General features: G+C 59.9%; 16 protein-coding genes and 3 pseudogenes. 9 read left to right on the top strand and 10 right to left on the bottom strand.

Annotation, left to right across the window (positions count from 1 at the left end; translation table 11 throughout):
* Positions 1–1,359 precede the first annotated feature (1,359 nt).
* Positions 1,360–1,575 (bottom strand): cold-shock protein, encoded by a 216-nt coding sequence (locus tag DCG74_RS37525; RefSeq protein ID WP_172788336.1) that lies wholly within the window; start codon positions 1,573–1,575, stop codon positions 1,360–1,362.
* Between the two features lie 814 nt (positions 1,576–2,389).
* Positions 2,390–2,791 carry a hypothetical protein gene (locus DCG74_RS37530; RefSeq protein WP_172788337.1) on the bottom strand — a complete coding sequence of 134 codons (402 nt, stop codon included), beginning with the start codon at positions 2,789–2,791 and terminating at the stop codon, positions 2,390–2,392.
* Positions 2,792–3,276: 485 nt separating this feature from the next.
* Here DCG74_RS37530 and DCG74_RS37535 point away from each other — a divergent pair.
* Positions 3,277–3,639: pseudogene (locus DCG74_RS37535) on the top strand (transposase); the annotation flags it as partial.
* A 1,856-nt stretch (positions 3,640–5,495) separates the two neighbouring features.
* Here DCG74_RS37535 and DCG74_RS37540 read toward each other — a convergent pair.
* From DCG74_RS37540 to DCG74_RS39150, 4 genes and pseudogenes are all read right to left on the bottom strand, one after another.
* Positions 5,496–5,672, bottom strand: coding sequence for a hypothetical protein (locus DCG74_RS37540; protein ID WP_172788338.1), 177 nt, complete (start codon positions 5,670–5,672; stop codon positions 5,496–5,498).
* A 211-nt stretch (positions 5,673–5,883) separates the two neighbouring features.
* A complete protein-coding gene (locus DCG74_RS39145) occupies positions 5,884–6,177 on the bottom strand; it encodes a helix-turn-helix domain-containing protein (protein WP_370154643.1) in 294 nt (97 codons plus the stop codon).
* 204 nt (positions 6,178–6,381) lie between these two features.
* Positions 6,382–7,419, bottom strand: coding sequence for a cytochrome-c peroxidase (locus tag DCG74_RS37550; RefSeq protein ID WP_172788339.1), 1,038 nt, complete (start codon positions 7,417–7,419; stop codon positions 6,382–6,384).
* A gap of 987 nt (positions 7,420–8,406) precedes the next feature.
* Positions 8,407–8,530, bottom strand: a pseudogene (locus DCG74_RS39150) (carbamoyltransferase C-terminal domain-containing protein); the annotation flags it as partial.
* 399 nt (positions 8,531–8,929) lie between these two features.
* On the opposite strand from DCG74_RS39150, the pseudogene DCG74_RS37555 reads away from it, so the two are divergent.
* Positions 8,930–9,647: pseudogene (locus DCG74_RS37555) on the top strand (IS3 family transposase); the annotation flags it as partial.
* Positions 9,648–10,673: 1,026 nt separating this feature from the next.
* Here DCG74_RS37555 and DCG74_RS37560 read toward each other — a convergent pair.
* Positions 10,674–10,883 carry a hypothetical protein gene (locus DCG74_RS37560; protein ID WP_172788341.1) on the bottom strand — a complete coding sequence of 70 codons (210 nt, stop codon included), beginning with the start codon at positions 10,881–10,883 and terminating at the stop codon, positions 10,674–10,676.
* An 857-nt stretch (positions 10,884–11,740) separates the two neighbouring features.
* Positions 11,741–11,998: a hypothetical protein gene (locus tag DCG74_RS37565; protein ID WP_246708969.1), complete on the bottom strand. Its 258-nt coding sequence runs from the start codon at positions 11,996–11,998 to the stop codon at positions 11,741–11,743.
* Between the two features lie 642 nt (positions 11,999–12,640).
* Here DCG74_RS37565 and DCG74_RS37570 point away from each other — a divergent pair.
* From DCG74_RS37570 to DCG74_RS37580, 3 genes are all read left to right on the top strand, one after another.
* Positions 12,641–13,717, top strand: a complete 1,077-nt coding sequence (locus DCG74_RS37570; RefSeq protein ID WP_257187512.1) for an IS3 family transposase — start codon at positions 12,641–12,643, stop codon at positions 13,715–13,717.
* A 293-nt stretch (positions 13,718–14,010) separates the two neighbouring features.
* The gene (locus tag DCG74_RS37575) at positions 14,011–14,205 is read left to right on the top strand and encodes a hypothetical protein (protein WP_172788342.1); all 195 of its coding nucleotides are present in this window, start codon (positions 14,011–14,013) and stop codon (positions 14,203–14,205) included.
* A gap of 5 nt (positions 14,206–14,210) precedes the next feature.
* Positions 14,211–14,357: a transposase gene (locus tag DCG74_RS37580; protein WP_172788343.1), complete on the top strand. Its 147-nt coding sequence runs from the start codon at positions 14,211–14,213 to the stop codon at positions 14,355–14,357.
* Between the two features lie 893 nt (positions 14,358–15,250).
* On the opposite strand, the gene DCG74_RS37585 is transcribed toward DCG74_RS37580, so the two are convergent.
* Entirely contained in the window at positions 15,251–15,616 is a 366-nt protein-coding gene (locus DCG74_RS37585; protein WP_172788344.1) for a hypothetical protein, read from the bottom strand.
* Here DCG74_RS37585 and DCG74_RS37590 point away from each other — a divergent pair.
* Positions 15,615–16,097, top strand: a complete 483-nt coding sequence (locus DCG74_RS37590) for a hypothetical protein (RefSeq protein ID WP_172788345.1) — start codon at positions 15,615–15,617, stop codon at positions 16,095–16,097. The genes DCG74_RS37585 and DCG74_RS37590 overlap by 2 nt on opposite strands.
* 42 nt (positions 16,098–16,139) lie before the next feature.
* Entirely contained in the window at positions 16,140–16,385 is a 246-nt protein-coding gene (locus DCG74_RS37595) for a hypothetical protein (protein WP_246708970.1), read from the top strand.
* Positions 16,386–16,488: 103 nt separating this feature from the next.
* On the opposite strand, the gene DCG74_RS37600 is transcribed toward DCG74_RS37595, so the two are convergent.
* Positions 16,489–17,046 carry a DUF3892 domain-containing protein gene (locus tag DCG74_RS37600; protein ID WP_246708982.1) on the bottom strand — a complete coding sequence of 186 codons (558 nt, stop codon included), beginning with the start codon at positions 17,044–17,046 and terminating at the stop codon, positions 16,489–16,491.
* Between the two features lie 1,018 nt (positions 17,047–18,064).
* On the opposite strand from DCG74_RS37600, the gene DCG74_RS37605 reads away from it, so the two are divergent.
* Together DCG74_RS37605 and DCG74_RS37610 are read left to right on the top strand one after the other, a co-directional pair.
* On the top strand, positions 18,065–18,697 hold the full coding sequence (locus DCG74_RS37605; RefSeq protein ID WP_172788346.1) for a hypothetical protein: 633 nt from the start codon (positions 18,065–18,067) through the stop codon (positions 18,695–18,697).
* Positions 18,698–19,236: 539 nt separating this feature from the next.
* On the top strand, positions 19,237–19,545 hold the full coding sequence (locus DCG74_RS37610; protein WP_172788347.1) for a hypothetical protein: 309 nt from the start codon (positions 19,237–19,239) through the stop codon (positions 19,543–19,545).
* Positions 19,546–20,388 lie beyond the last annotated feature (843 nt).

A 20,388-nucleotide genomic window follows, 5' to 3' on the forward strand; every position in this document is an offset into this window, starting at 1 on the left:
CTAGGATAACTGGGAGCTTGCGAAGTCCGAAGCACGGCTGGCTTACGTGACCCGGCCGTCAGCGAATATCGTTACGACACCAAACCGGTTCCCCCTCTGCACGCTCTCGAGGGCAGTGTGCTCCGCGTCGTAATCTCGCCTCGCGGTCTTCTCCGCTTGTGCTTCTCCCTTTTGATCGGAGCGACTGGTTCCTGCAGTTCCGCGGCAGCGCGTGCATCCGATTCGCGCGCCCTCAACCGGTCGCCGCCCGCGTAGCCGCGTTCCGCCGCAATTCACGGGAGACCGTCAAGCAGCCCGTCCCTAGCGGCCGTAGCCTGACGCAAAGCGGTGATCTCGCGTAGTTCGATGCGAAATTTAAGGCTTCGGCTGCGACAGGCGCACCTTCTCCCCGGAAGCCCGAAACCAAATGAAGGGTATGTCCGCACGGGTGAGAGCACGTGCCACATTGCCGCATCTGCGACTTGCCCGATCGCCTTGTAGAGCGCCGTGCGGGCGCAACTCGACTTCACCTCGTAGATTTCGCGCAAGGCGCCGCCGGTCTGGACCCCGAGATCAACATAGCTGCCCTTGAAAAAGTGGTCTTAAGCGGTAGCTGCAATGATCCGTGCTTTGCCCGGGAAGTCCCATAGCTGATAATGGCGCAATCAACAGAGTTGCCGAACGAAACGTTCCGTCCATAAAAAGCGAGCCAAGGTGCTTGTTGCCAAGAAGTCGTGTGTTGTTATCGCCCTGTTCAAGAGCGTCATGACAGCCTCTTGCGAAACCAAGCCGAAGTCGGCCAAGGCGCAAGAAGTAAGCTGTGATGAAATTATGTCCGCACGAGCCGCAATTGCCCATGGGGCGTCCAATCTGCGTGAGCAATTTGCGGAATCTGTCGCCAAGCAAACGGGCCTTCTGCCGATCGATCCCTTAACGTCAGCCCCATAGAGCACCCCCTCGCGAATCAGGTGCTCAGCAAGGAATCACAAGTGATTCTTTCGACTCAAGATTTCGCCGATCGGCGGATCATCCCGAGTAGTCAAAGTTATGGGTAATTCAAAGGCCTCACCGGATGCTTACGCCCTGTTCGAAGCTGCCAACGTTGTTCTCAGGCTATCAACCCGATGGTCTCCGATGAAGCCCTGGGCGGTGCGTGTTGCCCACCGGCAAGGAAGCAGCGTGCAAAGGTCGCGATGGCCAGAAAGATGGCAGACGACCATCCATATCGATCAGCTTAGCGTCGCGCTTCCGAGCGCGATGTCCGTCGTAAACGTCCACGACTTGTTTCTGATCAGATGAGGCCTATGAAATCGTCCATTATTGCCTTTGCGCTATGAATGATATGTAATGCGCACGCCCGCAGTAGGGATACGCGATCTTTCAATCGATCAGCCTGACCTGGACGGCTCTGTACTTCGGGCGGTGTTTATTGAAGCGAATTTCGAAAGTCACGCGCGTGCCCGACACCAGATCAGCCCCTGCGCAGTCGCGAAGGTCCGATATGTGCACGAACAAATCCTCTCGGTCGCCATCGTCAGGGCGAATGAACCCCCAGCCCTCTTCAGCGTTGTACCACACCACCGTTCCAGTGCGCATCTCTGCTTCCATTATCTTGTGAGTTGAGATCGCGGGCTGCTGCTCCGGAGCTGCGGGTGCACTTTCCGCCGTTAACCCGTCTCGAACGCGGAACTCGTGGATTGGTCATCTGCTCTCCCGCTTAGGTGAGGCTGATGCTGTGTTACTTACCTGCCTTCTTGGTCCCGTCGTCCGACATGACGGCGACGAGCGTGAGCGAATGAGCGCCACCAGTTGAATATCCTGATCTGATTCACCTCGCCTCACAGCAAACCGGCGGGGCGCACCAGGCGCTAGCCGCAACGAGCCCGCCCCTAACTCACCGCATCTGGAACATTCGGTGATGCTGCCCAGAACCGAGAAAGGGTCGTGCTGAATCGAGAATTGGAGGGTCTGCAGGCGCTTCGTGTGCGTCAAATTTGTTCGCGTTGGTCTGAAAACAGATGCTCGGCACTGTCCGTCCCTGGTGGTCCCGCCGAACTTCGGACCAATGCAGGATGACGCTGGCGTTGTCCGATACCGGGGGCACTGATACGTCCGGACGGTTTGCGCCAAGCGGCGGCATCTGCCATTGGCAGAAGTGACCCGAGTCGAAGCATGAAAATGTAGGCCCAGCGGGTCCACAATTATTAAAGGCGTCGAACTGTCACTTTCTCTTTCGCACTACTTTCGGCGAAAGTTCGACCAGCCTCACTGATCAGCCTAGTCCCTGGGGAAAGGCAGACGGAGCAAGGGCGGAATCGTTCTTCTTTTTCCCGCTTAATTCTAAACGGCGTGTACGTGCCGCACGCCGGATGATTTGCCCGCCGTCAGCCTATTTCACGCCTTGCGCCTCTTAACTTACCGAAGACCGATGGCTGTGCCTGAGACGATCCAACATCTTCCAGCCTTCGCCAAACAATTTCGAGCAGGATTGCTCCGCGAAATCCAGGTGGCACTTCAGTAGCTCAGAAGGAGTTTTGGAGTCCGCAAGAGTCTTCATGAAGGTGGCCTGATCGTGCAGAGAGGAAGCAGCCAGCTTTAGCGCGTCGCGGAGCGACGCGGCGAACAGGTTTGTTGTCGCTTCGATGGATTTTTGCCATTCCGGAACCGTAAATGAAATGCGCGATGCAGCTGCGGCGCTTTCTCCAGTTTCATCCGTGGGGCCACCTGCTCCAGGGCGCGATGCCTCGGCCAGTTCGGGGCCTCCACGTGGTCGCCGTTCGCGTTTTCCGTCTTCGCCTAAGGTCTCTGGCATTGCATATCTCCCGAAAAGATTACTAGGAGCTGAGTGGTTCGCTGCAGGTTTTCGAGCACCAGAGGTACCACAACCATCAACACGTTGTACCTGTCTTATCTGGTAGCGTTGGCTGCGAGGAAGAAGCGCGACATCCATTGGGGCTTCCGTCCTCAGAACATTGGAACGGTGATCCAACAGCGCTAATGTAGTGTGATCACGTTGTGTGCCCAGGCGGACTTGGGCACTTTCCGGCGCATATACGTTGGAGAGACCAATATCGAACTGCTTAGCGGCTGCCGCCGCTAGGCGCCGCATGAACCCTCTGTGCGTTCCCAATTCTGCTCTTTCAGGAGTCCATCGCTGAGCTTGAAATTCTCTGCGGTTGTGTAGTGACAAGCGGCGCGTGTTAATCCGGTCTGAAGACGGAATATTGAGCTAAGTGACCTTGCCCCACGGGCTTAATCCAGTGTGAAGTTCGCTCTGGCCCACGACAAGGACAGAGCATGAAGCGCAGCCGCCTTTCGGAAGAGCAGATCATCGGGATTTTGAAGGAGCACGAGGCCGGCGTTTCGGTCGCCGGTCTGTGCCGCAAGTATGGCGTCAGCGACGCCAGCATCTACAAATGGAGGGCCAAGTTCGGCGGGATGGATGTCTCCGAGGCCAAGCGGCTGAGGACGCTGGAGGACGAGACACGAAGCTGAAGCGGCTCCTCGCCGACGCCATGCTGGACAACGCAGCCTTGAAGGACCTCCTGGGAAAGAACTCGTGGGAAAGAAATGGTGACGCCCGCGGCCCAGCGGAAAGCTGTCGTCCATCTCCGAGACGCCTTCGGGATGAGCGAACGGCAGGCGTCTAAAACCATCGGCAGACGCGATAGACGTCAGGCCAAGCTAGGCCGCGAACTCCCGCGCGGAGCCGAACATGGTCGCGTCCAGCATCCGACCACACATCACCGAACGCCTCACCGGCCGAAGACGGCTCGACAGGGACCGCGCCACGACTGAAGTGGCAACACGGTTTGTTGAGCCCTAGCTCAACAAGTTCCAGCTCGAACAAATGCACGCCGCCTTTGCGCCCTCGCGCATTTTGTCCGAGAGGACCGCGATTGAGCCGGGCTTCATCTCAATTCTGAGCTTCTTCTTTTTGGGCCGTTTCGTGCGTCATAAGCTCAAGTTCGAAGGCGACGTCCACATAGATAACGTAGCTGCCGCGCGACCGGCTGTGGTGTCCTTACCCGTATGGTCGAGAGAAGAAAATTACTGCCTGTCCGACTTAAAAGCCCCTGATCGACTTGAAAGCCGGTAGCCCTGGCCCTCCGCTTGAATGAGCAAGGTGGGAGCGGAGGTCGGGGCGTGCGCCGCGACCTTCAACGTGATGGCAGCCGACCATTTCTGGCAGGGTGCCAGCCGGAAACTTAGAGCGTAAGATGGTCGGCGACTTTCTCTCACCCGGAGAGCAGCACAATGGAACCTCGCATCCAAATCCTCCGGGAGCTTATTGAGATCAAATTGAAGTCGTCGCGGCGGCCATCTGCGAAGGCAACGGCGCTTTAGAAGCCGAGCTTCGTTTGGAATGGCATACGCGCGAGCTGGTGAGCGGGCAGCGCGTTTTTACTGACCAGAGCATAGCCTGAACGGGGCTTTAGAGGCTGCAGTCGGCCTCTCGCATGCCTCGGCCCTTCTCTCAAGCAACCGCGATCAAACTAAGAGCCTTCTAGGCCAAACAAACGCGTTTAGTCGGGCGGACGAGTCGCTCTCGGAGCTTTAAGGCGCCCAGTTGTTCAGTCGTTCGGCCGGGCAGTCGTTCAGCCTAAACGGTTTACCGGGAAATCGCAGAATTAGTGGCGGCGAGTCTGCCTAGGGGTGGGATCGCGCTGTTGCGGGCAGTGCGTCGTCCTCCTTTCCGTGGTGAGGCTCTGTGCTTGAGAGGTCCGGAGCCTCACTGGCCGATCGCCAATCACGTCAAGAGAGACCTGCCACAATGAACTACCAAGCGTGGCCCGGTCATTGCCGGCCTGGCTGAGGGCTTGCGAGCGCGCCATCGCGACCGAGCCTAAGCCGAGCGAAACGATCCACCTCGACCCGGAGCTGCTAGCCGCAGCTGAACGACTTCAATTACTCATCACGGCTGAACGTCAGCGGGGCAGCCGACGAGAGCTCGCCGCGCCGCTCCGAAGGCATGGCGGGCGCAGCATCATGCTTCTCGTTCAACTACCAAGACAGGTAAGGGTGACTTGGGGTCGCAGGCAGTGCGGGCGAGACTCGGCGCTGTTCGGTTGCGTTGGATCAGACACTGTCCCTATCCCCGCCCGCACCACCCTTTGAAGTTTGCGGCAACGTGACTCGGCGCTTATCCCCCACGCATACACGGAGGAAGCGCTGTCCCTGCCACGAGCCGCCAACTCCCACACGGCCAGCCTCATAGCAGCGGAGGAAGCTGGCCGGGAGGTCATCGTCGTCGGAGGACGAGCCTAACTACTTGATCCCTGCCCACCAGTCGGAGGCAGCGCGGGCGCGGCTCGGAGCCGGTTAGCCAGGGAGGCATCAAGGCCCGTATCCTGCCACACCCACGCTGCCGATGAGTTTAGCGGGCTGCCGCGCCTCGCTAAACCCAACGGTTTTGTACCGGGGCCAGCTGACTGAAAGCTGACGAGACCGCGTGCAATTCACCCAACGAAACGCGGCCCGCGTGGGCCACCTGTCGTCAAGAACAATGAAGACGTTCAGGCCGCAGACAAAAGGCGTTCGGCCTGCTTACGATCAGCGGCAGCCGCCCCACGACCACAAGCCGGATTGGCAATCAGCACCACTGCACGCTTAAGACTGACCGCCCTGACGACCTCACGCTCTCCCGGCTCGTGCGCTTCGACCAAGTAGAGCTGGTCGTCTGAATTGCGCATCAGGTGCGTCCGTGCTATTCGAGATCATCCTCGCACAGTGCACTCTCGCGCGGTCGCCTTCGAGCAGATCGTCAGATCGCTTTGCTGGGCAGCACGAGAAAAATGTCGTCTTCCCGATGACCTACAGGCACGCTGCGTCGACGCGGCACGCTGGAGAGCTCGGCGCTGGTGGTTCTGTCGGTGCCAAAAAGAAGGGCACGCTGTCGCTATGTCAGGCGAATTGTTTAGTTGTAATCCGGACACGATGCTCTGGGGAAAACCCTCCACTGTGCTGCCAAGCAGGTTGTGCCATCCCCTTGGAACCGCCGTCGCCGGCCAACTGGTGGGCGCGGATCGGTTCGTAGCCGCCAGCCAAAGCTTTCCTTCGCTTGGAATTGCGCCTAAGTTCCCGACTGATCATGGGTGGCGACCGGCCCAGGGCCGCCGCAATTTGGTTTTGAGATATACCGCCTGCGGTATATCTCACGCGCTGCTCAAGGCTGAGCTGGCCATAACATCGTCCCATCGCAACAACACCTTAGCAGGTGTTGCACTTGCATCGTGAACCGAAGCCGCTCTTCACTTGATCCAGTGCTCCGCGACAGGGAGCAGTGCGATCCTCAGAGATCGGTTCGATGAGCCTGAACGCGCTCCGGCTTGCGGCAGCTACAAAGCGGAGCTGCGTCGCCGCAACTAAACCGTAGAACACCCAGGATAGTGAACAAGGGCACTATCTGTCTAAGGACGGTGGCGGCGTCTCCTTTGTGCGCGTTGGCAGTATCGGATATTCGATCTTGGGTAAACGGCCGCTCAGTGAATTAAGAAACGCAACGATATCGTTCGTCTCCTTCTCGGTGAGCTCGGCGCCGAGCTGGACCTCACTCATAATGCCGACGGCTTCCTGGAGCGTCCAAACCTGCCCCGAATGGAAGTAGGGAGCTCGCAAGGCTACGTTGCGCAAAGGGGCGGCGCGGAATACGTATCGGTCGCTGAAGGCCTTCGTGACCGCGAAACGCCCCTGGTCGGCTGCGGGAAGGAGTTTGCTGTCTGGTCTTTCAATCACGCCGAACGGGAAAAACTCCTGCCCACCAATATTGATTCCGTTATGGCAGGAGGCGCAGCCTTTGTCCATGAACAGCCGCAATCCCGTCTTTTGGTTGCCATCCAGCGCGTTGCCATCGCCGTTCAGGTATCGGTCGAACGGAGCTGCTGGTGTCGTGAGCGTCGCTTCGAAAGCCTCGAGCGCTTTCGCGAAATTGTCGAAGGTGACCGGCGGTGTATCAAGCGGGAATGCTTGCTTGAACCTGCCAACATAATCTTCCATCGAATTCAGTGTGGTCGTTACGTGATCCGCAGTCGCATTCATTTCGGCGCTCGCCTGAATGGGCCCCTTGGCTTGTGCCTTAAGATCCGGCGCGCGTCCGTCCCAGAATTGCGCGACATTGAACACTGAATTGTAGACAGTTGGCGCCCGCCGCGCTCCCCGTTGCCAACCGTGACCAACTGACGTTGGACCCGCGTCGACGCCGCCGGTTCCAAGATTGTGGCACGTATTGCAGCTAATGATCCCACTCGCCGACAGACGAGGGTCGAAGAAGAGCATCTTCCCGAGCTCCGCTTTCTCGGTCGTCACGGGATTGTCCTTTAGGGCGGGGATAGCAGAAGGGATCGGTTTGAAGATCTGTCTGGCTGTCATCATCAAATCGTCGTTTGCGATAGCATTGCATGAGACGAGCATCAGAACGGTAGTAATCGATACCTTGCGCATGACGTGAGACTTCCAGATGTTGCGGCGCCGCTACCGAAGAACAGTTCTTCAGAAAAGGCGCGCACTGCATGGATGGCTGCTGCCATGCAGGAACTGAGCCAGCGTGCCCGAGTGAATTGGTCTAGGGTTTCTGTGTTCGATGTTGGTTTCACCGACAGTGGTCGTTAGCCCGACACGAACACTTCGACTTCTCACGAAGCAAGCGTTTTGCCGCTCTTCGAGGAGGCACAACGCGTCTCTCCGACGAACGCAAGGGTGCAGTTGACGTCGCAGGGCACCTGTCCCGGGAGCTCAGGTAAAAACCCGCTCCAATTGGATTCGAATCGATGCCACAGGCGTGCGCCGTCAGTCCCTCCCCAACCGGCTTGGTCCCATGGGGCCTGAAAGGGGGCTGCCAGGCTGTCGCGCCGAGATGAGGCCTGGCGCTGAGCTCGATGAACTTAGCTGACTGTCTGCCGGATGGGCGGCGCGTCGAGGGCGCCGTGCACCATTTTATGTGACTAGCAGCATCCGACTGCGTGCCTTATCCGAAGAGCGGAAAGAGGTTTTTCATATCTAAAGCAAAGCGACTTGAAATGATCAACCCGCCGCCGCCGTAGAGCTCGACTGGCCGCCATACGACGAGTCAGCGAAGCAAGCTGGTACTGGCGGGAGAGAGGGAGCTGCACGCGAGCGCCACTAGGCAGCCGGTTGTTGGTGACCACCACGGTAGCAAAACGCCTGCGTCGACCTGGCGGTCCTTCTTCGATGGCCAGACCAAGATTGCGGGGAGAACCACGAGGTACATTTTTCGGCACTGGTCCACTGCGCTCTTCGAAGGCGCAGCATCGCTGCTTGAGAGACGATTCGGCTGTACTCGGGCGCGAAGCAGAAGTTCGAATGGGAATATGGGGCCGTTCAGTTGACGAGGCGTTGGTACTCATGACACGAATAGGCGCGGTCTCCGTCCTTGCCGCCGGTGGCACGCTACGGCGACATCCAAAAAAGCGTGTTGCAAAGAAGCGGAATGCCGGTGAGCTTTTCATTTGGCAAGAAGCGCCGCCACTTTCTGCAGAGACGTTCGGGAGATAGTCTGCAATCGAGCCGATCCGTCTAGGTGTACAACGGCAGGATTTTGTCGCGACATCCGCGGCGCCCATTTTGATCGCTGGTCGCACGTCTTGGCGCGAAACGAGCCGTTCCGCTCTGGCGATTATGACCGTCTCACTGCAATCATCGCCACTTTGGAACGGGAGCAAGCAATCGAGACGCGACACGTGATTCAGCCTCCCTCCCCGGCCGGTAGACTCCCCCTCGGGCTCGCGCCACTTCTAAATCACGGGAAAATGCCCGTAGATGCGCTCACTCTGCGGGGGATGACCTTCCCGGTCAGCTTTGAACCTCCTCCGAATGAGTGGACACCTTTAGTAGGCTCATTGAGCCCGGAGGTGTCGAATGGAACGTCAACGTCGGTCATTTACCGAAGAGTACAAGCGCCAGGCCGTTGAGTTGGCTTTGAGTGGGCGCTCGATCCAATGCCAGTCTCCTGGTCGCGATCCGGCAATTCCATCAAGACAGCAGCGGGCGTTACGGCAGTCCTCGCGTCCATGCCGTCCTGCGCAACCAGGGACGTGGCGCCAGCCGTGGCCGGATCGAGCGGATGATGCGCCGGCACTGCATTCGCGCCATCATGGTACCGCCGCGCCGGCGCACCACCGACAGCCGTCACGACCTCCCGATCGCACCGAACCTGATCGCGCCTGACCTCACCGCTCCGAACCGGGTCTGGCTCGCCGATATCACCTACAGTCCAACCGCGGAGGGCTGGCTATACTTGGCGGCCGTCATGGATCTGTTCAGAAGATCGTCGGCTGGGCGATGCGGGATCATTGCAGGTCGAACTCGCATCCGCGGCACTGACTATCACCATCCAGCAGCAACGGCCGCAGAGCGGATTGATCCACCACTCCGATCGTTGCAGTATGCCTCACACGCCTATCGCAACGTCCTCACCGGCGTCGGCATCATGGCATCATTGAGCCGCAGGGCCGATTGCTACGACAATGCCCCCGATGGAGAGCTTCTTCCATACCTTGAAAACGGAGCTGGTCCATCATCGCGACTACAACACGCGTGCCGAGGCCCAGCGCGATATCTTCGCCTTGATCGAGGGTTTCTACAACCGAACAAGACTCCACTCCCCCATCGGATATGTCGCCCCGATCGAAATGGAGCTAAAAGCCGCTTAACCCGTCCACTTTTTCGGGGAAAGATCACCTCTTCCGATGCTTTGGGGCTGGCCGTTTGGGGGTTAGCGGCGCGTGGCAGGGACAGCGTCCGCTCCAGGGCAACCGATCGATGCCGAGTCGTGCCCGCACCGCCTGCAATCCAAGGCTGATCACCAAAGTCGCCGCCACTAGGCATTCGTCAGAGCGAATATTCGCTCACAGCTTCTCCCGGCGAGGCTGGCAAGGTTGAAGTTGGCGGCAGGTGGTAGGGACAGCGCTTGTCTGCAATCAGGTGTCGAGTCACGTGCCCGCTAACTTCAACCACAGGGACGACCAGTGCACGTATTCGAGCGGCATATCACAGCCCTACGGTCGCAAGCGCTTGAGGTGCTTGCAGCCAATCAGGTCCGCGCGGCCGATCGGTCTCTGAGCCCGGCAGATCGCCAAACCGCGACATTTGATTCCGAGGAGGCTCAGGCAGTATTAGGCATACTTGATTGCGTGACACTCAACCCCGGCCCGAAGGAGGCGCGGAAGATCGCTGCACGCATAAGCCAGCTTCTAGAGGGGGAAGGCGCTCACCTGTTTGGGCCTGATAGGTTCGAGGAAGAGCTTTCCGGTATGCAGATAGCGCTTCAAATGAAAGTGCGTGGGTCACATGCACCTTCAAGGAAACGTGGGAAGCGACTGCGCTGTCCTAATTCCCTCTGCGGGTGTCCTAATTAGGACAGCACCCGTGACGCCGGCTGCCCGATAGCCGCTCGGCGTGTTGCCGCCCCCCCCCCGCGACTGTGAAGTCCCATTGGGTGCCGCCCGACGGCGCTTCTATTTTGTCGCCTCGGTTGGCACGTCCAGTTCAGTCGTCCTAAAGCCTGCGGGAGACGGCACCGCCAACGGTGGCCATCCCGTCACCGAACACCCGCTCGTCCAGGTCGGAGGCAAGGACGTTGCCCAGATAGGCGACAATCCACATAATCCTGGCGCTGGGCGAAAAATGGCAATCGGAGACGACGAACACTATCAGGCTACGCTGAAGGACATCGGCCGCTACGTCTTGGCTGACGCACGGAAGTGTTCCGCATTCTCCGCGGCCACAGCTAAGGATCGAGATAACTCCCGCGCCTGCCCCGCCGTCACTTGAAACTGGGCTCCGACAACGCTCACGATGGCGATACTGATTTCATCGTCCATCTGCTGAACTATGACGGCAGCCGTCTTGTCGATTTTGATCTCGGTAGTGCGTCCAATCGCTAACATCCTGTTACTTCGCCATCACCGCACTGGCTCCATTTGTGATCGGCTCGGCTGGAAGGGCAGCTGCGCCCGCGCGGACCGGAAGCCGCGCGAGCGCGACTCGGCGTCGCGAAACATGCGAAACGACGCTGTCCCTACCGCGCCCGCGCTGCCGGAGAGCTGGCCGCGACATGACTCGGCGCCTTGGACGTCGCATAAACAAAGCGCTGTCCCTGCCACGCGCGGCTAACCTTGATGGCCGGACTTGCCGCCTGACCACCGCTCCTTCCCTGGGGTGCCGTCAAGCTCCAGGGACCAGCAAGAACTGTAGCGCCAAAGCCGCTCGTCGCGAGCCTACCTGATTTGGTTGGTCAAGACGGAGATTCAGTGATGACATAACGCCAGAGTCCCCATTTCCCCCGCGCGGTTGATGGCGCTAATGGTCGTTTTACCACTGCCGCCATCTCGAATGGCAGGAGACGCAGCGTTCGATTGCCGAGTACCTTGACGAGCTTCACGACCGGCGCACTGCCTTGCTTGACGAGCGTCAAGAACTAACTGTTGTTGTTGACTCGGTATCTTTGCTCCTGCGACAAAGGACATGACCAATGGACGTTCTTGGTCACTTGAGCCCGAAGCGGGGTTGCTGCACGAGGTGTTAATTTCGGGCTTCAGGTCATCGAAGCTGATGCCGCCTAATTTCGTCGACGGTCGCCAACATGCGGTGAATGCCATAAGTCAACTCAGTCGAATAGCGCGTTATCGAAGTCGTTAATTACGACACGTTTGACGTCTTCATTCAAAGAACTACCCCGTTTTCCGCTCCATGGCCCCCTTGGAGATCGTCTCCTGAGAGCTCGCAACCAGGTCGAGCGGATCTTTCAACAGGATCGATCAACGCCGTGGGGTGGCAACGCGCAATGATACCTCGTTGAAAGCAGCGACTGACGCGCTTTCTCCGCGGAAACAGCGAGAGCCCGAGATAGCTCAAGCGCCTGCTCCACTGTCACTTGGAAGTGAACGCCGACAATGCTTGCAATGACGAGCGTGATTTCGTCGTCCATCTGCTCAATACAGATCGCGGCCGTTTCATTCAGTTCGATCTGAGCAATACGTCCGACATCCGGCTCATTCGTCATGGCTACACTCCATCCGGCGATTGGGCTCGCGACTGGCATAGGGTGCGTCCCGACAGCGATTCAGCCAAGAGAGCACGAACTGGTCAACTACAAGAGTATGTAGGTAAGGCGCGCGTCACGAAGTCAGTCGCTGTGGGGATTAAGGTCGAAAGCAAGACACAACCACGTGCCGCGCGATCTTTGCACCGGCGCTAAACACTACCAATACGACCGCGCCGCTGATGTGATCATAGTAGGGATCTCTGCCGATGCCCCGAGCACCTGGGCGATAGCCAGATCACAGCTGTAGTGACTCCCCAGCTCAACAGTTATTGTTTGCCGTCGCAAGTGCGACAACAACAGGAAGGAGCGCGGGCGCGGCCCGGCGTCGACAATGCTTACCTACGCTGTCCCTACCGCGCCCGCTGTGCCAGTGGAGTTAGAAGCGATGCGACTCGGCGCGCCCATTGCAGAAGAGCAGCTGTCCCTATCACTCCCCACTAATTTGGTGGCCAGCCTACCCGGGAGTGCAAAGCTGTGAGCTGCTGCCGGTTTGATGGACACCGAGATTAGGTGTTTCATGAAGCCGGAGGTGGGCGATGAAGAGACGGAAGTTCAGTCGCGAGTTCAAGATCGAGGCGGCTAACTGGTTAGGAGCGTGGGGTGTCGGTGGCGCAGGCCGGACGCGACCTGGATGTTCATGAGAACGTTCTGCGCAAATGGGTGAAAGAGTTCGGCTCCGATCAGGTGCAGGCCTTTCCCGGCCACGGGCAGATGAAGCCGGAGCAGCAGGAGATCGAGCGGTTGCGCCGTGAGGTCGCCAAGTTGAAGGCCGAGCGGGACATCCTAAAAAAAGGCCGCAGCCTTCTTCGCGAAGGAAGCGACATGAAGTTCGTCTTCATCGTGAAGCACCGGGCGATCTGGCCGGTGGCATGGCTATGCGATGCGCTGGGGGTGTCGCGGTCGGGCTTCCATGCCTGGCTGAATCGTTCGCCCAGCGCCAGATCCCGCAGCGACGAAGAGCTCGGCGGCAAGGTGAAGGCCAGCTTCATGGCGAGCGACCGCACCTATGGTGCGCGCCGGGTGTGGCGTGATCTGCTCGCCGATGGGGCGGACTGTGGCCTGCACCAAATCGAACGGCTGATGCGCCTGCAGGCTTGCGGGCGCCGCGCCGCCGGCGCTTGCCGAAGGACAGCGGCGATCGACAGCTCGAGACCGTGCCGGCGAACCTCCTTGACCGGCAGTTCGCGGTCGAACCAGAAGTGGATCGCCGACTTTACGTATCTCTGGACGGCCGAGGGCTGGCTCTACGTCGCAGCGGTGATCGACCTGTTCTCACGCCGGGTGGTGGTTTGGTCGATGAGCGCCGCCATGACAGCTCAGTTGGTAACCGATGCCCTGCTGATGGCCGTCTGGCGACGCGGCAAGCCGGACGCCCTGTTGCACCACTCCGACCAGGGCAGTCAGTACACCAGCGAGCAGTTCCAGCGTTTGATGGCCGACCACGGCATTCTCTGCAGCATGAGCCGTTCCGGCAACGTCTGGGACAACGCAGCGATGGAGAGCTTCTTCTCGTCGCTCAAGATCGAACGGACCGCCGACAAGATCTACCGAACCAGAGACGAGGCACGAGCCGATGTGTTCGACTACATCGAAAGATTTTACAACACGATCCGCAGGCACTCGACCATCGGCTATCTCAGCCCGGTTGAGTTCGAGCGCAAGGTGGGATTAGCTTAACCTGGTGTCCATCAAACCGGCAGCAGCTCACTGACTGCCCTCGCCTCAGCGAGTTGAGTCTAGCCCACAAGGTGCCTGGCGGGAGCACGCGACGGTGGCGGATCTGGCGCAGCGATATCAGCTGCACCCGAACCAGAGTTACGCCTGGAAGAAGCTGCGTCTGGATTAGGCAGCGCGGGGCGTTCGAGAGCAACGGCGACGACGCAGCCGCACGAGCGCGAGATTGAGAAGCTGCACGCCAGGATCGGCCAGTTGATCATCCGGCGGGAGTGTTTAGCGAAGAGCCCCGGACCATGAGCGCCCCGGATCGCCGCATGCTCGTCGACCGCAATCATGGAGAGCTGTCGGTGCGCCAGCAGTTCCAGCTGCTCGGCGTCGCGCGCTCAAGCGTTTATCGGCCGCGCTCTGCCGCCAGCGACGATGACGATTCGGCGCTGATGCTGCGGGGCGATGAACTGGAATTGGCCGTTCCTCGGCTCGGCGGGTGATCGCGATGCTGCGCGCCCGGGGCCATGCCGTTGATCGCGCGCGCGTGCAGCGGTTGATGCGCAAGATGGGCATCGCGGCGCTGGGACCAAGGCCGAACACGACGACGCCGGCGCCGGGCCACAAGATCTATCCTGTTTGTCGCGAAACTTGACGATCGACCGGCCAAACCAGGTGTGGGCGGCCGACATCACATATCGGTAGTGCGAGGTCCACAGCGATCTACTGGCCATGATGCCATGTAAACCTGCGGCGGACGTGTAGTGGTACAAAGGCATTGTTTCCTCGATCCTCTTAGTAGAAGAGTTTCGGCCTCGTACTTTGCGACTTCTGCTCCGGGGTCATACGCGGTAATGTCGGGTCTGATCGTGAGATTTCCGCTCGGCCCTAGAGCGCCGACTCTGCGCCGCCTAGGGCGATGAAGACTGTGAGATTTCACGTGGGCACCGGCAAGCACTAACCTTGGCAGGTCTCCCCACGACCCCTCTCCCGCTATAGTCCGCTTTATCCCGTGGTGTGACAGCCCTCACGGGAAAGCCGGGTGGTTGGCCTCTTGACGCCGAGGCTGACTACTGAAGTTAGCGGCACGTGATAGGGACAGCGCTTTCCTTGCTCAGCGGAAGGCGTTCAGGGTCACGTCGCCGCTAACTTCCCCGGCCGTGTGAGCGCGGTAGGACATCGCCTGCCGTCAAAGTGACGAGCCGCGCTCGCGCGACTTCAGGACCGATACTGATGAACAAGGGATAACGATCAGTCCTGGTAGTTGTGCTAGGGCGTTCGCCGAATGGTACCACACCCCGTCAGCTTCTTCCGCTGCTTGAGGCTGACCGTGGTGAAGTTAGCGGTGCGTGGCAGGGACAGCGCTTCCGACAAAGCGCCGAGTCACGTGCCGCTAACTTCTACTATGGGTCCGCATGGGCGGTGACAATCAACCCTTCAAACCTTCGCTCGTTTAGCTTTGATCGGCACATCACATCCCTGCGGTCGCAAGCGCGTGCGGTGCTTGCAACCAATCAGGCGCGCGCGGCCGATCAGGCTCTGCGCCTGTCAGATCGCCAAGTCGCGACAGTAAAGTAGCCTGCCGCCCTCGCCGATCACCGGCTGGCCGTACTTCCGCATGAAGTATCGCGTCCCCTTGCGTCCACGATCCGACGTGCGGACCACAGCCGACCGAATGGCGCCCATGTTCTCGAACATCTCGCCGATGATGGCGACCCGGTCGCGAGCGATCTTGCCCTTGTTGGCGATCTCGTAGGCGGCAATGCCGGATGCGCCGGCGGCTTCGATGTAGGAGATCATCCGCTCTTCGTCGGTCAGGTTCTTCGAGAGCCGCCGCTTCCCCTTCGGCTGCTCGGCGAACTGCTCTGAGCCAGCCGGGGCAAGATCGGGCTGCGTCTGCGCGACGATGCGCATGGTTGTGCGGCCTATCGAGCCAGAGTGCATCACGGAGCGCCGCAACGGGAATGGCGGGGTGTTCCTTGGCGAACGTCCGGCAGAGGTTCATCAGGTTCGTCGCCTCGACCGCGATGGCGAACTTGATCTCGGCCTTGAGCGGCTCGTTCCATGCCCCGCCGGGATCGCGGCCGAGCAAGAGCCTGATCTTCAGGAACGTGGGATGCGCCTGAGTGAGAAAGCCAGCCAGTTCCGGATCAATCAACGGCTGCTCGACTCCCCTTGGCCCTATCGAAAGCAGGGGTTTAGTTTTCGGACGTTTCCGCGCGATGCGCGCTGGATACGGCAGAGTGTTCCCGGCGGCGATGCGTTCCGGTCGAGATCGCCCGAGGGTATCAAAACTCTTGCGCGACGGATAATCCGTCGACTATCCATTGATTCCGGCGGGACCGGCGTGATTCACGCCGGACGGGGACGAGAAATCCACACCGCACATCGCTGATCTGAACAACGCCCTTTCAGGGCGAACGGGAGAGCTTTGTGTATGTCTCAAAAGTATCTGAACACGCCGGGATCGAAGGGCGATGGCGCTTCGAGTGACGCCGCCGAGAAGATTGTCAGCCGGGCAGCGATGCTCCGCATCGCGATCATCGAACTGATGCTCAACGGCTACCACCTGACGGCTGACGAGATCGCCAAGCAACTGAAGGAAAGCGTCCTGGCGATCCGTCCGCGCGTCTCGGAACTCGTCAAGATCGGCACGACCGCCGGAAGAACGTCAGCGGCATGACGGCTCACGTCCTTCGCCACAAGGACAGCCTGACCGCCGTCGATCTCCCGCAGCCCACCCCCGCAAAACCGCTTCGCTCCGCGCCGCAGGCAATGCACTCGGATCAGAACGCCTTGTTCAGCTGAAGGGGAGCGCCGTGACCGAATACCTGCTCACGCATCAGGAAAAGATGATCACGCGCCGCGCGCTCGGGCTCGAACACGGCAACTCGATCAGCCGCAACTTCGTCGCCGCTCATGACAACGGCGAAGACATCGGTGTCGCACAGCGCCTTGTCGGTAAGGGCTACATGGTCCGCAACCCCAAACACGATTTCGGCTCGATGCGCGTCTTCGTTGTCACGGCGGCCGGGGCCACGGCCATAGGCAAGAAGCTGCCGCCCGCCTACGTCGTTCTGTCCGCCGCCGCCTGCCCCCCTCGTCTTGATGTACTTGTGCCCGTTGTGGACGGCCACGATCACATTGGCCTTGTGTTCTTCTTCGACATAGAACTCCCATACACCGTTTTCGATTTCTTTGATCGTGGCATCGACGGATTGCTTCCACCTGGACCCGTCCGGATTTACTCCGACAACGTTTTTGATTCGCTCGTGAGGGTTCTGCCTGTCAGTCTTGTTGATGCATTGAATTCGTATGCGGCTGGTCACTGGGGTCTCTCCCATCTGCAAGAAAAAAGAGGCTCACTGCAAGAAAAACGAGCCTCAGTCTAGACCTCCGGCGTGGGTTAGTGGCCGACCAATCCTAGTAGGTGTCTCGCATCCTTCTCCGCGCCGAGTCCCGCCCGCACTCCCAGCGACCCGCGGCTGTGATGCGGCAACCGGTTCTGGTAGTTGTGGCACGGCTTTTTTCGATGAATGTATCCCACCGTCAGCTTCTTCCGCTGTTTTGAGGCTGGCGGTGGAGTTAGCGGCGCGGGATAGGGACAACGCTTTTTTCTCCAGACGGGCGCCGAGCCACGTGGCCGCTAAACTTCAGCCGGGGGCCAACCGATGCATATATTCGAGCGGCAGATCACGGCCCTACGGTCGCAAGCGCTTGAGGTGCTTGCAGCCAATCAGGCCCGGGTCGCCGATCAGTCTTTGAGCCTGGCAGATCGCCAAGTCGCGACATTTGATGCCGAGGAGGCTCAGGCAGTGTTGGGCATACTCGATAGCGTGAAGCCCAATCTTAGGCCGAAGGACGCGCGGCGGATCGCTGCACGCATACGCGCGCTTCTAGAGGGGACGAGGTGAGTGTCGCCCGACTCTCTCGGGGGTAGAGGCGGCCAGCCCCGGACTTCGAGGACGGGCTGGCCACCATCGCTTCCGACGCCGTTTGGGCGAACCCGCACCCGGGCTCGTGGGCCTAAGCGGATCATCTGGTGCGGCGATCAAGACAGCGCCGGTTTGAAGCTGCGCGCGGCCATGGCCCAACTGTTCGGCATCGCGCGGTTCTATTTCGTCAACTGGCCGGCAGGTTCAAAGGACGCCAACGATCATCTGCGCAGCGATGGCGCGCAGGCGGTGCGCGAGTTGGTGCTCTATGGCCCGTTGCCGTGGCCGACGAGCGGCCTGTACCGGATGAGCGAGCTGCCGGATCCGCCGCCGATGACGATCTGGTCCCCGGGGTTCAACAGTTGGGGACACCGCTGCAAGCTCGCGGCTGGCACCTTGTGGGTGATGACCGACAGGGAGATCGCCGATGCGGACCGCTGGATCAATGAGCACTATCTGTTTATGGCCCATCCCGACCGGTGGCCTGATCTCCAATGGCTGTTGTCGCAGGCGGAGGCTGCTGTGCATCGCCACAGCGTCCGGATTCCTGCAGATCGATCCCTGGAATCGGCTCGAAGCGAGCCGCGAGCCTCGCGAAAGCGAGACCGACTATATCGGCCGGTGCCTGCGCGAGCTGTACAATTTCGCCGTCGACCTCGACTGCCATGTGCAGATCCTCGCGCATCCGGCCAAGGCAGGAGACGGCTACAGGCGCAGCGATCCGCCGGAGCTGGAGCACATCCACGGATCGAAGCACTGGGACAACATGGTCGACCAGGGGTTTGTGGTGCATCGGCGTCGGCTGTTCAACGACAAGGGCGAGCGCGAGTTCTACACCGAGCTGCATCACAAGAAATCTCGGTTCGAAGAGCTTGGGTACGCAACCAAGTTCGGACTCGAGTTTCAGAGCGACACCGAGCGGCTTGCCGACTGCAACCTCGCGAAGAGAACGCCCGCAAAGCAGCAACAGCAAGCTATAATGTTTGACGCGGCGAATGACGGATTACGACGCCTATCTGCGATCAGAGCAATGGCGCACCAAGGCGGACGCCGTCATTGAGCGCGAGCACGGCGGTTGCCAGCGCTGCGGCGACTCGGCGTCGGAGATGCATCACCGCGACTATGAGCGAATTTTTCGCGAGCGCCTCGAAGACCTGGAAGCGGTCTGCGCTGACTGCCATGGAGCATGGGCTGTCGTCTGCAGCCGACACTGATCGACAAACACGGAAGCAACAGGCGCATCGTGAACGGCTTGTTCGCGAGCTCTATGCGCCAAACAGAGGTAAAACATGGACTGCATTCTGATCCGGCGCGACGATCCGCCGAAATTCAACCCACTCGAAGAGGCCGTGATGGGGGACGTCGCGCCTTCGGTCTGGTGCGGCCCGCACGTGGGCACGCGTCTCGCCGAGGCGATGCGAACGCTGCGTCTGATCGCGATACGCGCGGTCGCGGGCTATGGCGCTCCGTGGCCCGGGTGCGTGCAGCGGTTCACCATGTGCAAGAGACAATCAACACGCAAACGCAACCGGTGGCTTCACTTGCTTCAACGCCGCCTATCGTGCCCGGCGGATCGAGGCAAGACATTTTGGACGCGTCATGAGCTACACCGAGGCGCTCGCGCGGCTGCGCAAAGCGGTGACTAAACGGCTGATTACTCTCGACGTAATCAATTTGGATGCTGATCTCTTGCCCGATTTTTTCCCGAACTGCCAAAACTTCGGCGCGGAAATTTACGTTACGAAGCAAAAACGTGGGTGCTTTCATCGCGCGTGCATCGGCCACAGCTATGCGCAGATGGCAATCCAGCGGCAAACGTCGAAAGCCTTAGAGCGCGAAGCAACAGCGCTTCTCCGGCGCGAGCCGGGTAAATGGCAGCACCACGCAATGCGATCATTGGCAGCTTGAGCGACCGGGCGGTTGCCAAAAACATTGCGCGAAGAAACTTGCACGATGCAAGCCGCACAGCCATTGCAGCCTTCCAGCGGCTGCCCGCGAAGGGGCGGCGCGAACCGACGACGGAATTCAGGCGGGAGCGCGCGGCGAACCCGAAACTGGATTGGAAGTGTTGTTTGGTGGCGCGACGTTGCGAGACATTGGCGTACCAACCATCCTAGCTTCTGCTGTGGGCAGGCGCCGAGGCCAAGCCATGATTACCGGATCGGGCACGCCGTGGCTTTCCCACAACCCGACCACTTCATGCTGATCCCAGCGGCGGGATCGGTCTTTTTTGATCCTTGTCCATGCCAACACTCGGGGTCGATTTCTCGCAAATCGAGCAGCGGGCCTTGGCTCTCGGCGCGACCGCCGATCAGATGCCCTACATCATGGCGACCACCCGCAACATGGCAGCCGAGAATACCCGGTCGTATCTGATCGAGACGACATGGCCGTCGTCGGTCACCGTCCGCAATCGATCGTTCATGAAGGCCGCGCTGACGACCAAGGGATCGCGCGCGACGAAGGGCGATCTGACGGTTGAGATTTACGACAAGCTCGGCGGCGCGAACCTCGCCCTGCATGCCAAGGGCGGCACGCGTCGGGCGAGGGCGGCAACCTTTCGATCCCCTCGTCGGCCAACGTGCAACGGACGAGCGGCGGCGCCGTCAGGACGCAGCAGCAGCAGCAGCAGAAGAATTTGCGGAACAGCTTCAAGCGCGGGCGCTTCATTTTCCAGCGCCAGGGCCGATAGACGCGCAAGGCGAAGGGCCGCATCAAGCTGATGTGTTCGCTGCGGCCATCGGTCCCGAT

Origin of the sequence: Bradyrhizobium sp. WBAH42 (genome assembly GCF_024585265.1) — a bacterium.
Classification (GTDB): domain Bacteria; phylum Pseudomonadota; class Alphaproteobacteria; order Rhizobiales; family Xanthobacteraceae; genus Bradyrhizobium.

Excerpts from the sequence above, each read along its gene's own strand:
- DCG74_RS37585 (WP_172788344.1), bottom strand. The coding sequence starts at position 15,616 with ATGCGCATCGTCGCGCAGACGCAGCCCGATCTTGCCCCGGCTGGCTCA.
- DCG74_RS37605 (WP_172788346.1), top strand. The coding sequence starts at position 18,065 with ATGCGGACCGCTGGATCAATGAGCACTATCTGTTTATGGCCCATCCCG.
- DCG74_RS39145 (WP_370154643.1), bottom strand. The coding sequence starts at position 6,177 with ATGGGACGATGTTATGGCCAGCTCAGCCTTGAGCAGCGCGTGAGATAT.
- DCG74_RS37580 (WP_172788343.1), top strand. The coding sequence starts at position 14,211 with ATGCTGCGCGCCCGGGGCCATGCCGTTGATCGCGCGCGCGTGCAGCGG.
- DCG74_RS37550 (WP_172788339.1), bottom strand. The coding sequence starts at position 7,419 with ATGCGCAAGGTATCGATTACTACCGTTCTGATGCTCGTCTCATGCAAT.
- DCG74_RS37610 (WP_172788347.1), top strand. The coding sequence starts at position 19,237 with ATGAGCTACACCGAGGCGCTCGCGCGGCTGCGCAAAGCGGTGACTAAA.
- DCG74_RS37575 (WP_172788342.1), top strand. The coding sequence starts at position 14,011 with ATGAGCGCCCCGGATCGCCGCATGCTCGTCGACCGCAATCATGGAGAG.
- DCG74_RS37560 (WP_172788341.1), bottom strand. The coding sequence starts at position 10,883 with ATGTTAGCGATTGGACGCACTACCGAGATCAAAATCGACAAGACGGCT.
- DCG74_RS37530 (WP_172788337.1), bottom strand. The coding sequence starts at position 2,791 with ATGCCAGAGACCTTAGGCGAAGACGGAAAACGCGAACGGCGACCACGT.
- DCG74_RS37590 (WP_172788345.1), top strand. The coding sequence starts at position 15,615 with ATGGTTGTGCGGCCTATCGAGCCAGAGTGCATCACGGAGCGCCGCAAC.
- DCG74_RS37600 (WP_246708982.1), bottom strand. The coding sequence starts at position 17,046 with ATGGGAGAGACCCCAGTGACCAGCCGCATACGAATTCAATGCATCAAC.
- DCG74_RS37565 (WP_246708969.1), bottom strand. The coding sequence starts at position 11,998 with ATGACGAATGAGCCGGATGTCGGACGTATTGCTCAGATCGAACTGAAT.
- DCG74_RS37595 (WP_246708970.1), top strand. The coding sequence starts at position 16,140 with ATGTCTCAAAAGTATCTGAACACGCCGGGATCGAAGGGCGATGGCGCT.
- DCG74_RS37540 (WP_172788338.1), bottom strand. The coding sequence starts at position 5,672 with ATGCGCAATTCAGACGACCAGCTCTACTTGGTCGAAGCGCACGAGCCG.
- DCG74_RS37525 (WP_172788336.1), bottom strand. The coding sequence starts at position 1,575 with ATGCGCACTGGAACGGTGGTGTGGTACAACGCTGAAGAGGGCTGGGGG.